Here is an 18,712-nt window from a genome sequence, read left to right as displayed (position 1 = left end):
CCGAGCTGCGAGCAGGTCGAATAAGCGATCACGCGCTTGATGTCGGTCTGCGTCGTGCCGATCGTCGCCGCGAACAGGCAGGTCGCGGCACCGATAAAGGTGACGAAGCCCAAAGCGGTCGGACTGGTCTCGAACATTGGCGACAGGCGGCACACCATGAACACGCCCGCGGTCACCATCGTCGCGGCGTGGATCAGCGCCGAGACGGGGGTCGGGCCCTCCATCGCGTCGGGCAACCAGGTGTGAAGACCGAGCTGCGCCGACTTGCCCATCGCGCCGACGAACAGCAGCAGGCACAGCACCGTCATCGTGTCGGCACGGAACCACAGGAACCCGATTGTCGACCCCGCCATCGACGGCGCGGCGGCCAGGATTGCAGGGATCGAGACGGTGTTGAACACCAGATAGGTGCCGAAGATGCCGAGCATGAAGCCCAGGTCGCCGACGCGGTTGACGACGAAAGCCTTGATCGCGGCCGCGTTGGCGCTCGGCTTACGGAACCAGAAACCGATCAGCAGGTAGCTGGCAAGGCCAACGCCTTCCCAGCCGAAGAACATCTGGATCAGATTGTCCGCGGTCACGAGCATCAGCATCGCAAAGGTGAACAGGCAAAGGTACGCGAAGAAGCGCGGCTGATCCGGGTCCTCCGCCATGTACCCCCACGAGTAGAGGTGAACGAGCGCAGAGACGCTGGTGATGACGACCAGCATGACCGCGGTCAGCGCGTCGACACGCAGCGCCCACGACACGTCGAACGTGCCCGAGGTGATGAAGTGGAGCACCGGCGCGACGGTCGCCTCGGCGTTGCCGCTCAGATAACCGATGAAGATCGGCCACGACAGCAGGCACGACACGAACAACGCGCCGGTCGTGATGACCTTGGCCGGCACCACGCCCAGCGAGCGGTTACCCAGCCCGGCGATCGCGGCCGCGACGAGCGGCAGGAAGACAATGAAGAGGATCGAGTGCACGGACGTCTTATCCCTTCATCCGGCTGGGATCGTCGACCGAGATCGAGCCGCGACCTCGGAAGAAGATGACCAGGATGGCGAGCCCGATCGCGGCCTCGCCCGCCGCCACCGTCAGCACGAACATCGCGAACACCTGACCGACCAGATCGTGCAGCGCGGCCGAGAAGGCGACCAGATTGATGTTCACCGCCAGCAGGATCAGCTCGATCGCCATCAGGATGACGATGATGTTCTTGCGGTTGAGGAAGATGCCCAGCACCCCCATCGTGAACAGCAGCGCCGCCACGACCAGATAGTGGATCAGGCCGACGCCGCCCGCAATTTCGCCGCTCACAATTGCACTCCCTGCCCGATTTCGGGCCGCACGTTGCGCGTCGCATCCTGCGGACGGCGCGCGTTCTGCCGCGCGATATTCTGATAGCGCGACCCCGACCGCTCGCGGTGCGTCAGCACGATCGCGCCGATCATCGCGACCAGCAACACCAGCCCGGCGCCTTCGAAGATGAACAGATAGCGCGTGTAGAGCAGCTGCCCGATCGCCTCGATGTTCGGCACCGTCGCATCGGTCGGCGCCGCGCGTCGCGCGAGATTGATCCCGCCCGCGCTCCACGCACCGACACCGATCAGGATCTCCGCGACCAGCGCGACCGCGAGCAGCAGCCCGAGCGCCGCATAGCGCACGAATCCTGCCCTCAGCTCGGCGAAATCGATGTCGAGCATCATGACGACGAACAGGAACAGCACCGCGACGGCGCCGACGTAGACGATGACGAGCAGCATCGCGATGAACTCCGCGCCCACCAGCACCATCAGGCCGGCGGCGTTGAAGAACGCCAGGATCAGCCACAGCACGGAATGGACCGGGTTGCGCGACAGGATCGTCATGGCGCCTGAGAGCAGCACGACGAGCGCGAACAGGTAAAAGGCGAGCGCCTGTATCACGATATTCTACGAGCCCCTTTTGGCCTGTCTATTCCGGCGGCTGTCGGTCTTGGCCGCGCGCTTAACGGTACGGTGCGTCGGCGGCAAGGTTCGCGGCGATCGCGCGCTCCCAACGGTCGCCGTTGTCGAGCAGCTTGGCCTTGTCGTAGATCAACTCCTCGCGCGTTTCCGTCGCGAAATCGAGATTCGGTCCCTCGACGATCGCATCGACCGGGCACGCTTCCTGACACAGGCCGCAGTAGATGCACTTGGTCATGTCGATGTCGTAGCGCGTCGTGCGGCGGCTGCCGTCGTCGCGCGGCTCGGCCTCGATCGTGATCGCCTGCGCCGGGCACACCGCCTCGCACAGTTTGCACGCGATGCAGCGTTCCTCGCCGTTGGGATAGCGGCGCAGCGCGTGCTCGCCGCGGAAACGCGGTGACAGCGGGTTCTTCTCGAACGGATAGTTGATCGTCGCCTTGGGTTTGAAGAAGTACTTCAGCGTGAGGGCGTGCGCCTTCACGAACTCCCACAGCGTGAACGACTTGATCGTCTGCGCGATACTCATCTCAAACTCCCACGCGCATAAACATCAGCACGCCCGACACCAGGAACACCCAGAACAGCGACAGCGGCAGAAACACCTTCCACCCCAGCCGCATCAGCTGGTCGTAGCGGTAGCGCGGCACGGTTGCCTTGATCCAGGAGAACACGAAGAAGAAGAACAGGATCTTGGCGAACAGCCAGATGATGCCCGGCACGACATATAGCGGTGCCCAGTCGAACGGCGGCAGGTATCCGCCCCAAAACAGCGTCGCGTTCAGCGTGCACATCAACAGCACGTTGGCGTACTCGCCCAGCCAGTAGAGCGCGAAGCTCATCGAGCTGTACTCGGTCTGGTAACCGGCGACGAGTTCCGACTCCGCCTCGGTCAGATCGAACGGGGCGCGCTGCGTTTCCGCCAGCGACGAGATCAGGAACACGACCGCCATCGGGAACAGCAGGGGATTGAACGCGAAGCCGTTGATGAAGCCGTACAACCCCTTCTGCGCCTCGACGATCCCAGTCAGGTTGAACGTCCCCGCCCACATCACGACCGAGATCAGCACGAAACCGATCGCGACCTCGTAACTGACCATCTGCGCCGCGGCGCGGATCGCGGAGAAGAACGGGTATTTCGAGTTCGATGACCAGCCCGCCAGGATGATGCCGTAAACGCCGAGCGACGACGCCGCGAGCACATAGAGCAACCCGACGTTGATGTCGGCGAGCACGACACTCGGCTGGAACGGCACCACCGCCCAGACAATCAGCGCGACCGTGAAGGTGATGATCGGCGCGAGCAGGAACAGCCCGCGATTCGCTGCCGAGGGGACGATCGTCTCCTGCAGGAACACCTTCAGGCCATCGGCGAAGCTCTGCAGCAGGCCGAAAGGGCCGACGACGTTGGGGCCGCGGCGCAGCGCCATCGCCGCCCAGATCTTGCGATCGGCGTAGATGATCATCGCCACCGCCAGCATGAGCGGCAGCGCGATCACGAGGATGCCGATGATCGTCGCCAGGAACCACGACCAGCCGTACGACAGGCCCAGCGTTGTGTTGAAGAAGCCGGTCACTCCGCTGCCTCCGCGAAGCTCTCACCGTGGATCAGTTCCGCCGAGCAGCGCTGCATCGTGGGCGACGCGCGGCAGATCGCATTGGTGAGGTAGAAGTCCTTGATTGGATAGCCCTCGATCCGGCCCGACGCCGTGGTCGCCAGCGACGGCGGGTTCCACGCGAACGTCCTGAGCCCGAGCGTCGCCAGATCGGGGCAGTCGAGCGCCATCGTCGCGCGCAGTTCCTCCAGCGTGTCGAACGACAGGGTCTTGCCGAGCTTGTCCGACAGCGCGCGGAAGATCGCCCAGTCCTCGCGCGCGTCGCCTGGCGGGAAACCGGCGCGCTCGCCACGCTGGACGCGGCCCTCGAGGTTGACGAACGTCCCCGACTTCTCGGCATAGCTCGCGCCCGGCAGGATCACGTCGGCATGATGCGCGCCGCGATCACCGTGATGACCGACGAACACCTTGAACCCGGTGAACTTCGTGAAGTCGCACTCGTCCGCACCGAGGAAGAAGGCGAGCTTGGCGTCATGCAGGTCGGCGATTCCGCCCTTCGACGCGTAACCGAGCATCAGTCCGCCCATCCGGCTCGCCGCCATGTGGACGACGTTGAAGCCATTCCAGCCGTCACGCACCAGGTTGAGGCTGTTGACCAGACCCAGCGCCGCGCCGTGCGCGCCCTTCAGCGCCGCACCGCCGACGATCACCATCGGACGCTCGGCCTTGCCGAACGCGTTCGTGACTATCTCGGGCAGGTTGCCCAGGATCGACAGGTCGTCGCCCAGCCACTCGACCTTGTAGGTCAGCTCGGTCTCGGGGCCGATCGCGAACACCTTGGCGCCGCGCTTGATCGCCTTGCGCACGCGCGTGTTCACCAGCGCCGCTTCCCAGCGCAAATTGGTGCCGACGAGCAGGATCGCGTCCGCTTCCTCGACCCCGGCGATGGTGGTGTTGAAGTTTACCGCCGCCAAGCTGGACGTGTCATAGTCCATACCGGTCTGGCGGCCCTCAAGCTTGGCATCGCCCAGTTCGTTCAGCAGCGCCTTCGCCGCGAACATCGTCTCGCAATCGACCAGATCGCCAGCAACGGCCGCGACCGAGTCACCGTGGTCGACCGCGGCGATCGTCGCGAACGCCTCGTCCCACGTGACCGGGTACAGCTTGCCGTCGCGGCGCACGTACGGGCGGTCGAGCCGCTTGCGCACGAGCCCATCGACCGCGTGCCGCGTCTTGTCGGTCGCCCACTCCTCGTTCACGTCGTCGTTGACGCGCGGCACCGCGCGCAGCACCTGCCGCCCGCGCGCGTCCAAACGGATGTTCGTGCCGACCGCATCCATCACGTCGATCGACAGCGTCTTGCGCAGCTCCCACGGCCGCGCCTCGAACGCGTAGGGCTTGCTGGTCAGCGCGCCGACGGGGCACAGGTCGACGACGTTGCCCGACAGCTCGCTCGTCACCGCTTCCTCAAGATAGCTGGTGATCTGCATGTTCTCGCCGCGATAGATCGCGCCGATTTCCTCCACGCCCGCGACTTCCTCCGCGAAACGGACGCAGCGCGTGCACTGTATGCACCGGGTCATGATCGTCTTGACGATCGGCCCCATGTACTTCTCGGTCACCGCACGCTTGTTCTCGGCGAAGCGCGAGCGCCCGCGGCCATAGGCGACCGACTGGTCCTGCAGGTCGCACTCGCCACCCTGATCGCATATCGGGCAGTCGAGCGGGTGATTGATCAGCAGGAATTCCATGATGCCCTCGCGGGCATGCTTCACCATCGGTGTCGTGGTGAACACTTCCTGATTGTCCGCGGCGGGAAGCGCGCACGACGCCTGCGGCTTGGGCGGCCCGGGCTTCACCTCGACCAGGCACATGCGGCAATTGCCCGCGATGCTAAGCCGCTCGTGATAGCAGAAACGCGGGATCTCCTTGCCCGCGGCCTCGCACGCCTGGAGAACCGTGGCACCGGCAGGCACCTCGACCTCGATCCCGTCTACTTTAAGCTTCGGCATTACTCGGCAGCTTCCTGCATGGGAGCGAGGCTCCCGGTCGTTCCTGTGCGTTCGTTAATCCGGCGTTCCAGCTCGGGGCGGAAATGCTTGATCAGCCCCTGGATCGGCCACGCGGCGGCGTCGCCCAATGCGCAGATCGAATGACCCTCGACCTGCTTGGTCACCTGCTGGAGCATGTCGATCTCGCCGATTTCGGCGTCGCCGGTGCGCAGCCGCTCCATCACGCGCCACATCCAGCCGGTGCCCTCGCGGCACGGCGTGCACTGGCCGCAGCTCTCGTGCTTGTAGAAGTATGAGATACGGCTGATCGCGCGGACGACGTCGGTCGACTTGTCCATGACGATCACGGCGGCGGTGCCCAAACCCGAGCCGACGCCCTTCAACCCGTCGAAGTCCATCGGACAGTCGATGATGTCCTTCGCCGGCACCAGCGGCACCGACGATCCACCCGGGATCACCGCGAGCAGATTGTCCCACCCGCCCCGGATACCGCCGCAATGCTTCTCGATCAGTTCGCGGAAGCTGATGCTCATCGCTTCTTCGACCACCGTCGGCTTCTCGACGTGGCCGCTGATCTGGAACAGCTTGGTACCCTTGTTGTTCTCGTTGCCGAAGCTTGAGAACCACGCCGCACCGCGCCGCAGGATCGTCGGCGCGACCGCGATCGATTCAACGTTGTTGACCGTCGTCGGGCAGCCGTAGAGGCCCGCCCCCGCCGGGAACGGCGGCTTGAGGCGCGGCTGGCCCTTCTTGCCCTCCAGGCTCTCGAGCATCGCGGTTTCCTCACCGCAGATGTACGCGCCCGCACCGCGGTGGACGAACACGTCGAAGTCGTAGCCCGACCCGCACGCGTTCTTGCCGACTAACCCACGATCGTACGCTTCGGCGACCGCGGCGAACAGCACCTCGGCCTCGCGAATATATTCGCCGCGAATGTAGATATACGCCGCCCGCGCACGCATCGCGAAGCCCGCGAGCAGCGCGCCCTCGATCAGCTTATGCGGATCGTGCCGCATGATCTCGCGGTCCTTGCAACTGCCCGGCTCGGACTCGTCAGCGTTGATGACCAGGAAGTTCGGACGATCGGGCTTGGGCTCCTTGGGCATGAAGCTCCACTTCGTGCCCGTGGGGAACCCCGCACCGCCGCGCCCACGCAACCCCGACGCCTTGATGACGTCGATGATCTTGTCCTGGCCGAGCGCAAGCAGGTCCTTGGTGTTATCCCAGTCACCGCGCTGCATCGCGGCATCCACCCGCCACGACTGAAAGCCGTACAGGTTGGTGAAAATACGATCCTTGTCGGCGAGACTCATGCCTGCTGCTCCACCGCTTGCGGTTCCGCCACCTGCCCCCATTCGCCGCGGTAATCGTGGTTCTCGTTCACCATCGCGGTCAGCGTCGTCGGACCGCCGTACGGCTCGACCGTGTGACGTCCCGGCTCCTGCGATCCGGGCTTGGGCGTGCCGCCGTTCGCCAGTGTCTCGAGGATCACGGTGGTGCGATCGTAGTCGAGGTCCTCATAATTGTCGTCGTTGATCTGCACCATCGGTGCCGACGCGCAATTGCCCATGCACTCGACCTCGGTCAGCGTGAACAGGCCGTCGGGCGTGGTGCGCCCCTTGATCAGCCCCTTGTTCTTGCACGCCGCGAACACGTCGTCCGACCCGCGCAGCACGCACGGCGTCGTGCCGCACACCTGGACGTGGAATCGCCCAACCGGCGCCAGGTTGAACATCGTGTAGAAGGTCGCGACCTCGAACACGCGGATGTACGGCACCCCGATCTCACGCGCGACGAACTCGATCACGGGCACGGGCAACCAGCCCTGCGTGTGCGTCTCGCGGCCGACCTGACGCTGCGCCAAGTCGAGCAGCGGGATCGACGCCGACTGCTCACGTCCCGCGGGGTAACGCGCCATGATCGCGCTGCGTTTTTCGCGGCTGTCATCGTCCCACGCGAACGCGCCCCAGCGCGCGCGGGTCTCGGCCTCATCGGGGATCTGCGGTCCGTCAGCCATCAGCGGTCACATTCACCAAAAACAATATCCATCGCGCCCAAAATCGCGGTGGTGTCCGCGAGCATGTGGCCGCGGCTCATGAAGTCCATCGCCTGCAGGTGCGAAAAGGCGGTTGGGCGGATCTTGCAGCGATACGGCTTGTTGCTGCCGTCCGAGACCAGGTACACGCCGAACTCGCCCTTCGGGCTCTCGGTCGCGACGTATACCTCGCCCGCCGGAACGTGATAGCCCTCGGTATAGAGCTTGAAGTGATGGATCAGCGCTTCCATCGACTGCTTCATCTCGGCGCGCTTCGGCGGCACCACCTTGCGGTCGAGGCTGGCGATCGGCCCCTCGGGCATCTCGTTCAGGCACTGGCGCATGATCCGCGCCGACTGACGCACCTCCTCCACGCGCACCATGAACCGGTCGTAGCAGTCGCCTCGCGTGCCAACGGGCACGTCGAAGTCCATCCGGTCGTACACGTCGTAAGGCTGCGACTTGCGCAGGTCCCACGGGATGCCCGCTGCACGGATCATTGGACCCGAGAAGCCCCAGGCGATCGCGTCGTCACGGGAAACCATGCCGATATCGACGTTGCGCTGCTTGAAGATGCGGTTGTCAGCGACGAGGCTGATCGCGTCCTCGAACAGGCGCGGCAGCCGCGTGTCGAGCCAGTCGGCGATGTCGGTCAGCAGCTTCAAGGGCACGTCCTGGTGGACGCCGCCCGGCCGCATGTAATTGTGGTGCATGCGCGCGCCCGACGCGCGCTCGAAGAAGCCGTAGCAATCCTCGCGGATCTCGAACAGCCATAGGTTGGGCGTCATGGCACCGACGTCCATGACGTGCGAACCGAGGTTCAGCATGTGGTTCGAGATGCGCGTCAGCTCCGCGAACAGCACGCGCAGGTACTGCGCGCGCAGCGGCACCTCCAGATCGAGCAGCTTCTCGATTGCGAGCACGAAGGTGTGCTCCATGCACATCGGCGAGCAGTAATCGAGCCGGTCGAAGTACGGGATCGCCTGCGCGTAGGTCTTGTACTCGATCAGCTTCTCGGTGCCGCGGTGGAGGAGGCCAACGTGCGGGTCGATCCGCTCGATGATCTCACCGTCGAGCTCCATGACGAGGCGCAACACGCCGTGCGCCGCGGGATGCTGCGGGCCGAAGTTGATCGTGTAGTTCTGGATCGCGACATCGCCCTCGCTCGGGTGCGAGGCGTCGGTCGCGTGAACGATTTTCTCGACCGCGGGATCGACTTCGCGATCGACGGCCATGTCCTTGTCGACGAGCGTGTCGGTCATTGGTTCTGCCCTCCCTTGCCGGGCTCGACATCGGGGTCGCGCGGCTCAGGTTTGGAATCGGGATTGCTCTTGCCGGCCCCGGTCTCGGCGGTGCTCGCCGCATCCTTCTTAGCGTACGGCTCGCTCGATGCGGCCGGTGGCTGCTTGTCGCTCTCGCTCGCGCCGGCCTTCTGCACCTGCGTCGCGGTGGCGGGCGTCTGCGCGCCCTTCGCCTGCGGCAGTGCGGCGTCCTTCGCCTTCTCGTCGCCCGGCAGCACGTATTCGGCACCTTCCCACGGGCTCATGAAATCGAAGCTGCGAAAATCCTGCGCGAGCTTGACCGGCTCGTACACGACGCGCTTCTGTTCTTCCGAATAACGCATCTCGACGAAGCCGGAGAGCGGGAAGTCCTTGCGGAACGGATGACCGCGAAAGCCATAGTCGGTCAGGATGCGGCGCAGGTCCTGGTTGCCCGCAAACAGCACGCCGTACATGTCGTACACCTCGCGCTCCAGCCAGCCCGCGACCGGCCACAGCCCCGTGACGCTCGGCACCGGCGTGTCCTCCGACGCGCGCACATGGACGTGCAGCCGATGGTTACGCGTCAGCGACAAGAGGCAGTAGACGATCTCGAACCGCTCAGGCCCGCGATCGGGATAGTCGACGCCCGCGATCTCCATCAGCTGCTGGTATTCGAGGCCGGGCGTGTCGCGCAGCGCGGTCAGCGCAGCCACGAGTGCCTCGCGCGTCACGTGCAACTGCACCTCGCCCGCGCGCGCGAACGCGTGCGTGAGGCCCCCGCCGATCGCACTCTGCGCCGCCGCGATCGTCTCGTCGTTCAGGCTGTAGGCGAATGCCGGTGCCGGCGCCTTCATCGCTCGATGCTCCCGCTGCGGCGGATCTTACGCTGCAACTGCATGATGCCGTAGAGCAACGCCTCCGCCGTCGGCGGGCAACCCGGGACGTAGATGTCGACCGGGACGACGCGGTCGCAACCGCGCACCACCGAGTAGCTGTAATGATAGTAACCGCCGCCGTTGGCGCAGCTGCCCATCGAGATGACGTACTTCGGCTCTGACATCTGGTCGTAGACCTTGCGCAGCGCCGGCGCCATCTTGTTGCACAGCGTGCCCGCGACGATCATCACGTCCGACTGGCGCGGGCTCGCGCGCGGCGCGGCGCCGAAGCGTTCGAGATCGTAGCGCGGCATGTTGACGTGGATCATCTCCACCGCGCAGCACGCGAGACCGAACGTCATCCACCACAGAGAGCCCGTCCGCGCCCACTGGAACAGCTCCTCCGACGAGGTAACCAGGAAACCCTTGTCGGTCAGCTCGCCGTTCAGACTATCGAAGAAGCCCTGATCGGGCGCGACGACCGAACGACCGGTTTCCGGCGCGTTGACGAGCCCTACGGGTCCGGAGTGCACTTCTACTCCCACTCCAACGCTCCCTTCTTCCACGCGTACACGAGCCCGAGCGCCAGCTCCGCGATAAATACCATCATGCTGATCCACGCCGTCCATCCGAGCGAGAAAACGCTTACTGCCCAAGGATATAGGAATGCCGCCTCGAGATCGAAGATGATGAACAGAATGGCAACGAGATAAAAGCGCACGTCGAACTGGCTGCGGCTGTCCTCGAACGCGGGGAAACCGCACTCGTACTCGGACAGCTTCTCCGCGGTCGGCTTATGCGACCCGGTGATCCGCGACACCGCCATCGGCAGGAACACGAACGCCGACGACAGGATGAGCGCGACCCCCAAGAACATCAGGATCGGCAGATATTGCGACAGGTCGACCAATGTCAGACTCTCAATATGGCTTGCACAGGTTCGTACCGCATGTGCGAACGATTGCCCGACGCTTTAGGCCTCCGGGCATGACCGGGCAAGGCGCAGGGGATGTGAGAATGAATCGCAACACACCCCGCCGGCGCACCGGCGGGTAACGCGTTCGCCCTCAGCAACTCAGCGCAGCGTTTGCGCCACCATCTTGTGCAGCTTTGAATGCAGGCTATCGTTCGATGCCAGGAACTCGTTGCGCTCCATGTAGCGGTCGCCGCCGCGGAAGTCGGTAACGAAGCCTCCGGCTTCCTTGACCAGCAGCACGCCCGCCGAAACATCCCACGGCTTCAGGTCGCTCTCCCAGTAAGCGTCGAACCGCCCCGCCGCGACCCAGGCGAGATCGAGCGTCGCCGCACCCAGCCGGCGGATGCCCGCGACCTGCGGCGCGATCGCGCCGAACACGCGCGTCCATTGCACGAAATCGCCGTGACCCATGAACGGGATGCCGGTCGCGATCAGCGCCTCCGACGGCTCGCGACGCGCCGACACGCGCAGCCGTTGGTCCTGCAACCACGCGCCGCGGCCCTTCTCCGCCCAAAAACTCTCGTCGGTCAGCGGCTGATACGTCAGCGCGGTGGTGATCTCGCGCTTGCCGTTCGGCAGTGGCTCCTCGACCGCGATCGAGATCGCGAAATGCGGAATACCATGAAGGAAGTTCGACGTGCCATCGAGCGGGTCGACAATGAAGCGCGGCTTGGTCGGATCGCCTTCGATCTCGCCGCGCTCTTCCATCAGGAAACCCCAATCGGGCCGCGCCTTCGACAATTCCTCGTACAGCGTCTGCTCGCAGCGCTGATCGGCCTGGCTGACGAAGTCCGCCGGCCCCTTGCGGCTGACCTGCAGCTGCTGGACCTCGTTGAAGTCGCGACGCAGCCGCGGTGCCGCCTTGCGCGCCGCGCGCTCGATGATCGTGAACAGGCCGGAATGAGATGGCATAACTAAGCCCTCGCCCCTCCGGGGAGAGGGTTTGGGAGAGGGGAGCCCCATGCGGTGCCGCATGGGGGAGAGGGTCGCCCCGGCGGCCCCTCCCCGGCCCTTCGTCGAGGGCTTCTGAAATGGCGGACCGCCGCGAGCGAAGCCCGCGTCGTCGGTCGCGCTTGTCGCGCGCCGGCCGGGCGGCGGATTGTGCGATTAGCTTAGGCTAATCGTCTCAATCCGCGCGCCGCACATACGTCTGTTCGTAAACATCGACCACGATCCGCGTGCCGGCCGAAATATGCGGCGGCACCATCACGCGCACGCCGTTGTCGAGGATCGCGGGCTTGTAGCTCGACGAGGCGGTCTGCCCCTTTACCACCGCGTCGGCCTCGACGATCTCGGCCTCGATCGTGTCGGGCAGCTGCACGCTGATCGCCTCGTCGTCATACAATTCCATGACGACGTCCATGCCGTCCTGCAGGAACGCCGCGGCGTCGCCTAGCAGGTCGCGCGGCAGCGTCACCTGGTCGTAGGTCTGCTTGTCCATGAAGACGAGCCCGTCGCCGTCGGCGAACAGGAACTGGAAGTCCTTGGTGTCGAGCCGCACGCGCTCGACCGACTCCGCCGAGCGGAACCGGACGTTGTTCTTGCGCCCGTCGCGCAGGTTCTTCAGTTCGACCTGCATGTACGCGCCGCCCTTGCCGGGCTGCGTGTGCTGGATCTTCACGGCGCGCCAGATGCCGCCTTCATACTCAATGATGTTGCCGGGACGGATGTCCACGCCGCTGATCTTCATGGATCTCGCCTATGGAAAAGAGCTGGGGCCTCGCCGCACGCGCGGGAAGCCGGTGCGCGCCACTTAGCGCTCGGAGCGCGGCCGGGCAAGAAGCGGATACGGGTCGACGCTCTCGCCCTGCCACCAGCGCTCGCTCGGCATCATCCGCGACAGGCCGAAATGCAGGTGGTAATTGCCAGCCCCCGCATTGCCGCTGTCACCGACGTAGCCGAGCAACTGCCCACGCCGCACGCGCAAGCCTTCGCGCAGGCCCGACGCGTAGCCGGCGAGGTGCGCGTAATAATACATCCAGCGTCCGTCCGCGGAGCGCTGGTAAAGCGTAGTGCCGCCCCGCCCGCTCTCGAACAGCTTTTCGATCCGGCCGTCCGCGGTCGCGATCACCGGCGTGCCACCCGGTGCCATGATGTCGATGCCGTGATGGCCGCGTTCGCCGCCCTCGCGCGCCTCGCCCCAGCTATCGCGGAGCGCACCGCGACCGACGCCCGCGACCGGCACGCTCAGGCCCGCGTTGCTGCCCAAGCGGGGAGCAGCGACGTCGGCCTCGGGTGCAGCGCGCTCGATCCGCGCAGGCCGTACCGGAGACGTACCGAACGACAGCATCGATGCGAAGCCGACGACTGCCACGACGATGATCAACAGGATGATGGCGCCGAGCCGGGTCATGGCGTCACTATGAACGGCGGACCGGCGCGCCCGTCAAGCACGCCGTCGGTGTTCAGCGCCGATGCGCGTCGGCCAGTGCCGCCTCGAACGCCTTGATCGCCGCGGCCTCGTCACCGCTCCACACCGACCCCGACGCCGCGACGAAATCCGCTCCCGCCGTGACCAGCGGCGCGACATTGTCGGGCGTGATGCCGCCGATCGCGACGCTCGGCAGCTCGAACAGCGTCGACCACCACGACAGGATCGACGGCTCGGGACGGTGCTTCACCGCCTTGGTTGTGGTCGGGTAGAAAGCGCCGAACGCGACGTAATCGGCATTCGCCTCACCGGCCTCCATCGCGAGGTGCCGGCTATCGTGGCACGTCACGCCGATCTGCACGTCCGGGCCAAGCAACGCGCGCGCGTCACGCGCGTCGTCATCGTCCTGCCCCAGATGCACGCCGTCCGCGCCCAGCCGCTTGGCGAGACTCGCGCTGTCGTTGACGATGAAGGCGACGTCATGCTCGGCGCAGATGGCCTGCAACGGCTCGGCCAGCTTCGCGGCGGCGTGCTGGTCGACATCCTTGACCCGGAACTGAAACGCCGCGACCGGTCCGGCACCTAGCGCGCGGCGCAGGCGATCGGGGAAGTCGCCGCCCACCTCGAGTGGCGAGACAAGGTATAACTGACAGGCCGGTCGCCGATCGTCGCGCCGGAAAGCGGTCGCGAAACCGGGGTCGAGCGGGCCGAGCGGGTCTTCGATATTCATCGAACCGCACTAGCGCTTCGCCCCTCAGGACGAAAGCGCCAACGCCGACCTGTGTTCGTCGTGGCGGCTCATGCGAGAGCCGCCGCGATCACAATGCCTTATTCCTCGTTCTTGTAGATCGCGATCAGCTTGGCGAGCATCTCCAGCGCCTCACCGCGCTCGCGCTGGAACGTGTTGCGCCCGATGATCGAGCCATTGCCGCCGCCGTCGCGAATGTCGCGCGCGTCCTGATAGACCGCATCCGCACCCTTCGACGCGCCGCCCGAGAACACCACCACGCGGCGCCCGGCGAAGCTCGCCTGCACGACGTGCGCAACGCGCTTCGCCTGGGTCGAGGCGTCGAGCTTCTCGTACGCCTTCTTCGCGTCCTTTTGCTCGATATGCGCGCTCGGCAGCTTCACCTTGATGATGTGTGCGCCGAGCAGGGCCGCCATGTGCGCGGCATAGGCGCCGACATCGAGCGCGAGCTCGCCATCCTTTGAAATGTCGCCGCCGCGCGGATACGACCAGATCACCGTCGCCAATCCCGCCGCCTCGGCTTCCTCGCGCAGCGCACGAATCTGCTCCATCATCTCGAAGATGTGGTCGGATCCCGGATAGATCGTGAAGCCGATCGCCGCGCAACCGAGTCGCAGCGCGTCCTCGACGCTGCCGGTCTGCGCCTGGTTGATGCTGGTCGCCCAGCTGTTCGACGAGTTGACCTTCAGGATCGTCGGGATCTGCCCCGCGAACGTGTCGGCGCCAGCCTCCAGCATGCCGAGCGGCGCGGCATAGGCCGACAGGCCGGCGTCGATCGCGATCTGATAATGGTAATGCGGGTCGTACGCCGCCGGATTGATCGCGAACGAGCGCGCGGGGCCGTGCTCGAACCCCTGGTCGACCGGCAGGATCACCAGCTTGCCGGTGCCGCCCAGCTTGCCGTGCATCAGGATGCGCGCGAGATTGGCCTTCACCGCCGGGCTGGTGCCCTCGTACTTGTCGAGGATGTTCTTGACGATCGGGGTCATGTTCAACTCCTAGTTCGTTGTGTTCACAAGGTTAGCCAGCGCCGCAGCGCCTGATCGACCTGTTCCATCCGGGTTGCTGATGCATGGCCGATCACCTTGACGATCCGATGACGTCGGACCGAGGTGATCCGATCCACCTGCACCTCGCACTCGACCGACAGACCGGTGTGTTCCTGCGGCGAGATCGCGACGCGGAACAGCGCCTCGCCACCGATGATCTCGGTCAACGGGCACAGCGTGATCGTAGCATGCGTGTCGTTGAACAGATCGGCCTGCACGACGACACTGGCGCGCGGGTCGGACTCGCCCTCTAGCGGCGACACCATAACGATCGCGCCGTGCCTGATCTCGGGCACGCTCAACGCGCCCTCTCCGCGTCCAGAGCATCAGAAACCTCCGCCGCTTCCCAGAAACAGTGATCGCTCTCCGCTTCGCGACGCGACGCCCGCAGCGACTGACGCCGCGCCTCGCGCCGGAACGCCTCGTCATGCAGGTCGACGTAGCGCCGAACCGCTTCGCGCGCGATGTCGCTCTTGCTGCGTCCCTGCGAGCGCGCGACGGCGGCGAGACGCTGTTCCAGCTCCTCGTCCAGTCGCACCCCAAGCATTTCGCGCACCCTTGTTTAACGTGTTAAACGGAGCTCTACGCGTCGGCGTCGCTGCGCGCAAGCCGCGTTGACGCCGGCCCCATCCCGTCGCAGCATCACTTCGAGGGGATTATTCAATGATCAAACACTGGCTGATCGCCGCGTTGGCGGCATTGTTTTGGGCCGCGCCGGCAAGTGCACGCCTGCCCAAGATCGGCGAGGTTGCGCCCGACTTTACCTTCACGCTGATGGACGGCAGCAAGGTGTCGCGCGACGATCTGAAGGGTCAGGTGGTGCTGCTCAACTTCTGGGCGACGTGGTGCGTGCCGTGCCGCGCCGAACTGCCGCTGATCGACCGCTATTACGACCTTCAGAAGAAGCACGGTTTCCGCGCCTTCGCCGTCACCACCGGAGACTCGTTGCCGCTCTACCGCATGAAGCCGTTGTTCGCGGCGATGGCGATCCCAGCGGTGAAGCGATCGAAGGGGCCATATTCGGAAGTGTCGGCAGTGCCGATGAACTACATCATCGATCGCGCTGGACGCATCCGCTACGCGACCGCAGGCGCGTTCGACCTCGACACGCTCAACAAGGTCATCGTGCCGTTGTTGCAGGAACCCGCTCCCGCCGGCTGAGCGCGCGACCGGACCGGCCGCGCGCTTGCGACATCAGCGTGCGAGCGCCGCCACGCCGGGCAGTTCGCGCCCTTCCATCCATTCAAGGAACGCGCCGCCGGCGGTCGACACGAAGCTGAAGTCCCCCGCGACGCCAGCCTGGTTGAGCGCCGCAACCGTGTCGCCGCCACCCGCGACCGAGACGAGCCCGCCTTCCTTGGTCAGCGCCGCCGCGGTACGCGCCAGCGCGACCGTCGCCGCATCGAACGGCGGCGTCTCGAACGCACCCAGCGGGCCGTTCCATACGAGCGTGCGGCAGTTCTTGAGCACGTCGCCCAGCGACTCGGCCGCGGCGGGTCCGATGTCGAGGATCATCTCGTCGGCCGCGACCTCGTGGACGTTGACGGTGCGCGTATCGGGGTTCGGCTTGAACTCGCGCGCGACCACGACGTCGTACGGCAGGTGCACGGTGCAGCCCGCCTTGTCGGCGGCATCGAGGATTTCGTCCGCGGTGCCGGTCAAGTCGTGCTCGCATAGGCTCTTGCCGACATTCACGCCGCGCGCCGCGAGGAAAGTGTTGGCCATGCCGCCGCCAATGATCAGGTGATCGACCCGCGCGACCAGGTGCTTGAGCACGTCCAGCTTGGTCGACACCTTTGCGCCGCCAACCACCGCCGCGACCGGATGCTCGGGATTGCCGAGCGCCTTCTCCAGCGCGTCGAGCTCCGCCTCCATCTGCCGCCCGGCATAGGCCGGCAGGCGGCGCGCCAGCCCCTCGGTCGAGGCATGCGCGCGGTGTGCGGCGGAGAAGGCGTCGTTGACGTAGAGGTCGCCCAGCCCCGCAAAGCGATCAACGACTTGCGCGTCGTTCTTCTCCTCACCACCGAAGAAACGCGTGTTCTCCAGCACGCCGACATCGCCCGGCTGCATCGTCGCGATCGCCGCCTCGGCACCTTCCCAGTCGACGTAGCGCACGGCGCGGCCCAGCACCGCCTCGTACGGGCGGACGATCTGCGCCAGCGACATTTCCGGCGACGGCACGCCCTTGGGCCGCCCGAAATGCGCCAGGATCAGGACGATCGCGCCCTTGTCGGACAGTTCCGCAATCGTCGGGACGGTCGCGCGCAGGCGCGTGTCGTCGCTGACCTGGCCCTCGTGCAGCGGTACGTTCAGATCCTCGCGAACGAGGACGCGCTTGCCGCGGATGTCGCCTCCGAAGTCTTCTGAGACGTCGTCGAGCGTTCGGAAGGACTTGTCCATGTTTCCTCGATCCTGATTTGGTCACCGACGGCGATCACGCCGCCTTGTCTCACCATCGCGCACGCGCCGCCGCGCCAATCGGGCAGCAATGCCGCCTTCAATCCGGGCGCCAGCGCTTCCATCCGCTCGCACGGGTCGGTCTCGCGCGTGATCTCCAGCACCACTTCGGCGCCGATACGCAGCAATGTGCCGGGCACCTGCGGCAGATCGAACCGATCGATCAGCAGGTTGGAACGCCGCTCCTCCCAGCCGATGCTCTCGCCGATCTCAGCCAGCGCCGCCGCCCAGTCGCCGCGTTCGATCAGCGTCATCTGCCGCTTGTACGGCTTGCGCTTCATCGCGCCGCGATAGTCGCCGTGGATACCCTCCTCGCACGTCACGACCGCGCGGTCGATCAACTCCATCGGCGCCTTGGGAAAAGCGTGGCGCGCGATGCCGAGGAGGATACCCATCATCTGTCCGTAAAGGTTACGCGCCGCCGCGATGCTCCCGCAACGGCGCGAAAGGTTGTCAGCCGAAGTTCGCCATCGCGGTGGCGGTGTCGACCATGCGGTTGGAGAAGCCCCACTCGTTGTCGTACCATGTGACCACGCGCACCAGCTTGCCGTCGATCACCGCGGTCTCCAGGCTGTCGACCGTCGACGAGTACGGCGTGTGGACGATGTCGATCGACACCAGCGGCTCGTCGGAGAAGTGCAGCACGCCTTTCATCGGGCCTTCGGCCGCTGCCTTCAGCAGTTCGTTGACCTCGTCGCGCGTCGTGTCGCGCGCGGGGGTGAAGGTCAGGTCGACCAGGCTGCCGTCCGGCACCGGCACGCGCACCGCCGACCCATCGAGCTTGCCCTTCAGTTCCGGCAGCACCTCGCCCACCGCGCGCGCCGCGCCCGTGGTGGTCGGGATCATGCTCATCGCGGCCGCACGCGCACGGCGCAGGTCGGGGTGGATCTGGTCGAGGATCTTCTGGTCGTTGGTGTAGGCGTGGATCGTCGTCATCAGCCCGCGCTCGATGCCGATCGCGTCGTTCAGCACCTTGGCGACCGGCGCCAGGCAGTTGGTCGTGCACGACGCGTTCGACACGATCGTGTGCCCCGCTTCCAGCTTGTCGTCGTTGACGCCGTAGACCACGGTGATGTCGACGCCCTTTGCGGGTGCGGAGATCAGCACCTTCTTCGCGCCCGCGTCGATGTGCTTCTGCGCGCTCTCTCGATCGGTGAAGAAACCGGTGCACTCGAGCACGATGTCGACGCCCAGTTCCTTGTGCGGCAGGTTTGCGGGGTCGCGCTCTGCGGTGACACGGATGCGGCGGCCGTCGATCACCAGGTCGTTGCCCTCGGCCTCGACCGTGCCGTTGTAGCGGCCGTGGACGCTGTCGCGGCTGAACAGCCAGGCGTTCGACTTCGCATCGGCGAGATCGTTGATCGTGACGAGTTCGAGCTCGCTGTTCCGCTCCAGCAACGCGCGCGCCACCAGGCGACCGATCCGCCCGAACCCGTTGAT

23 protein-coding genes are annotated in these 18,712 nt (G+C 65.7%); 1 reads left to right on the top strand and 22 read right to left on the bottom strand.

The window, feature by feature from the left end; genetic code table 11:
- From QZ847_RS14170 to QZ847_RS14080, 19 genes are all read right to left on the bottom strand, one after another.
- The coding region (locus QZ847_RS14170) for an NADH-quinone oxidoreductase subunit L (protein WP_294357496.1) at window positions 1–971 on the bottom strand (971 nt) is incomplete at its 3' end.
- A gap of 7 nt (window positions 972–978) precedes the next feature.
- On the bottom strand, window positions 979–1,275 hold the full coding sequence (nuoK, locus tag QZ847_RS14165; protein ID WP_281243237.1) for an NADH-quinone oxidoreductase subunit NuoK: 297 nt from the start codon (window positions 1,273–1,275) through the stop codon (window positions 979–981).
- Window positions 1,276–1,301: 26 nt separating this feature from the next.
- Window positions 1,302–1,913, bottom strand: a complete 612-nt coding sequence (locus tag QZ847_RS14160; protein WP_294357495.1) for an NADH-quinone oxidoreductase subunit J — start codon at window positions 1,911–1,913, stop codon at window positions 1,302–1,304.
- Window positions 1,914–1,974: 61 nt separating this feature from the next.
- Window positions 1,975–2,460: an NADH-quinone oxidoreductase subunit NuoI gene (gene nuoI / locus QZ847_RS14155; protein ID WP_019516615.1), complete on the bottom strand. Its 486-nt coding sequence runs from the start codon at window positions 2,458–2,460 to the stop codon at window positions 1,975–1,977.
- A gap of 1 nt (window position 2,461) precedes the next feature.
- On the bottom strand, window positions 2,462–3,508 hold the full coding sequence (nuoH, locus tag QZ847_RS14150) for an NADH-quinone oxidoreductase subunit NuoH (RefSeq protein ID WP_294188866.1): 1,047 nt from the start codon (window positions 3,506–3,508) through the stop codon (window positions 2,462–2,464).
- Window positions 3,505–5,499: an NADH-quinone oxidoreductase subunit NuoG gene (nuoG, locus tag QZ847_RS14145; protein WP_294357493.1), complete on the bottom strand. Its 1,995-nt coding sequence runs from the start codon at window positions 5,497–5,499 to the stop codon at window positions 3,505–3,507. Before nuoG ends, nuoH begins: the two co-directional genes overlap by 4 nt.
- Window positions 5,499–6,812: an NADH-quinone oxidoreductase subunit NuoF gene (nuoF, locus tag QZ847_RS14140; protein ID WP_294357491.1), complete on the bottom strand. Its 1,314-nt coding sequence runs from the start codon at window positions 6,810–6,812 to the stop codon at window positions 5,499–5,501. Before nuoF ends, nuoG begins: the two co-directional genes overlap by 1 nt.
- Window positions 6,809–7,516 carry an NAD(P)H-dependent oxidoreductase subunit E gene (locus QZ847_RS14135; protein ID WP_294357489.1) on the bottom strand — a complete coding sequence of 236 codons (708 nt, stop codon included), beginning with the start codon at window positions 7,514–7,516 and terminating at the stop codon, window positions 6,809–6,811. The genes nuoF and QZ847_RS14135 overlap by 4 nt, the downstream gene beginning before the upstream one ends.
- Complete coding sequence (locus QZ847_RS14130; protein ID WP_294357487.1) at window positions 7,516–8,796, bottom strand: NADH-quinone oxidoreductase subunit D; 1,281 nt, start codon at window positions 8,794–8,796, stop codon at window positions 7,516–7,518. The genes QZ847_RS14135 and QZ847_RS14130 overlap by 1 nt, the downstream gene beginning before the upstream one ends.
- Window positions 8,793–9,650: an NADH-quinone oxidoreductase subunit C gene (locus QZ847_RS14125; RefSeq protein WP_294357485.1), complete on the bottom strand. Its 858-nt coding sequence runs from the start codon at window positions 9,648–9,650 to the stop codon at window positions 8,793–8,795. The genes QZ847_RS14130 and QZ847_RS14125 overlap by 4 nt, the downstream gene beginning before the upstream one ends.
- On the bottom strand, window positions 9,647–10,204 hold the full coding sequence (locus QZ847_RS14120) for an NADH-quinone oxidoreductase subunit B family protein (protein ID WP_294191125.1): 558 nt from the start codon (window positions 10,202–10,204) through the stop codon (window positions 9,647–9,649). The genes QZ847_RS14125 and QZ847_RS14120 overlap by 4 nt, the downstream gene beginning before the upstream one ends.
- Before the next feature lie 2 nt (window positions 10,205–10,206).
- The gene (gene ndhC, locus QZ847_RS14115; RefSeq protein ID WP_093003457.1) at window positions 10,207–10,581 is read right to left on the bottom strand and encodes an NADH-quinone oxidoreductase subunit A; all 375 of its coding nucleotides are present in this window, start codon (window positions 10,579–10,581) and stop codon (window positions 10,207–10,209) included.
- Between the two features lie 165 nt (window positions 10,582–10,746).
- Window positions 10,747–11,559 (bottom strand): inositol monophosphatase family protein, encoded by an 813-nt coding sequence (locus QZ847_RS14110; RefSeq protein WP_294357482.1) that lies wholly within the window; start codon window positions 11,557–11,559, stop codon window positions 10,747–10,749.
- Between the two features lie 214 nt (window positions 11,560–11,773).
- Complete coding sequence (efp, locus tag QZ847_RS14105) at window positions 11,774–12,337, bottom strand: elongation factor P (protein ID WP_019516627.1); 564 nt, start codon at window positions 12,335–12,337, stop codon at window positions 11,774–11,776.
- Between the two features lie 63 nt (window positions 12,338–12,400).
- Window positions 12,401–13,000 carry a M23 family metallopeptidase gene (locus QZ847_RS14100; RefSeq protein WP_294357480.1) on the bottom strand — a complete coding sequence of 200 codons (600 nt, stop codon included), beginning with the start codon at window positions 12,998–13,000 and terminating at the stop codon, window positions 12,401–12,403.
- 52 nt (window positions 13,001–13,052) lie between these two features.
- Window positions 13,053–13,748 carry a thiamine phosphate synthase gene (gene thiE, locus QZ847_RS14095; RefSeq protein ID WP_294357478.1) on the bottom strand — a complete coding sequence of 232 codons (696 nt, stop codon included), beginning with the start codon at window positions 13,746–13,748 and terminating at the stop codon, window positions 13,053–13,055.
- Window positions 13,749–13,846: 98 nt separating this feature from the next.
- Entirely contained in the window at window positions 13,847–14,755 is a 909-nt protein-coding gene (locus QZ847_RS14090) for a class I fructose-bisphosphate aldolase (RefSeq protein ID WP_294191052.1), read from the bottom strand.
- Between the two features lie 23 nt (window positions 14,756–14,778).
- A complete protein-coding gene (locus tag QZ847_RS14085) occupies window positions 14,779–15,111 on the bottom strand; it encodes a type II toxin-antitoxin system PemK/MazF family toxin (protein ID WP_294357476.1) in 333 nt (110 codons plus the stop codon).
- A 2-nt stretch (window positions 15,112–15,113) separates the two neighbouring features.
- A complete protein-coding gene (locus QZ847_RS14080; RefSeq protein WP_294357474.1) occupies window positions 15,114–15,362 on the bottom strand; it encodes a ribbon-helix-helix protein, CopG family in 249 nt (82 codons plus the stop codon).
- Between the two features lie 116 nt (window positions 15,363–15,478).
- Between QZ847_RS14080 and QZ847_RS14075 the strand changes: the two genes are divergently transcribed.
- Entirely contained in the window at window positions 15,479–15,976 is a 498-nt protein-coding gene (locus tag QZ847_RS14075) for a TlpA disulfide reductase family protein (RefSeq protein ID WP_294357472.1), read from the top strand.
- Between the two features lie 33 nt (window positions 15,977–16,009).
- Here the strand turns inward: QZ847_RS14075 and QZ847_RS14070 are convergent, their stop codons facing one another.
- From QZ847_RS14070 to gap, 3 genes are all read right to left on the bottom strand, one after another.
- Window positions 16,010–17,215 (bottom strand): phosphoglycerate kinase, encoded by a 1,206-nt coding sequence (locus QZ847_RS14070; RefSeq protein ID WP_294357471.1) that lies wholly within the window; start codon window positions 17,213–17,215, stop codon window positions 16,010–16,012.
- Complete coding sequence (locus QZ847_RS14065; RefSeq protein WP_366930199.1) at window positions 17,125–17,667, bottom strand: MOSC domain-containing protein; 543 nt, start codon at window positions 17,665–17,667, stop codon at window positions 17,125–17,127. Before QZ847_RS14065 ends, QZ847_RS14070 begins: the two co-directional genes overlap by 91 nt.
- Window positions 17,668–17,725: 58 nt before the next feature.
- The coding region (gene gap / locus QZ847_RS14060) for a type I glyceraldehyde-3-phosphate dehydrogenase (protein ID WP_294357469.1) at window positions 17,726–18,712 on the bottom strand (987 nt) is incomplete at its 5' end.

The sequence above is a fragment of the uncultured Sphingomonas sp. genome, from assembly GCF_913778135.1.
Classification (GTDB): Bacteria; Pseudomonadota; Alphaproteobacteria; order Sphingomonadales; family Sphingomonadaceae; genus Sphingomonas.
The sequence above is the reverse complement of the archived record's forward strand: the minus strand, read 5'-3'. Positions and strand labels throughout refer to the sequence as shown.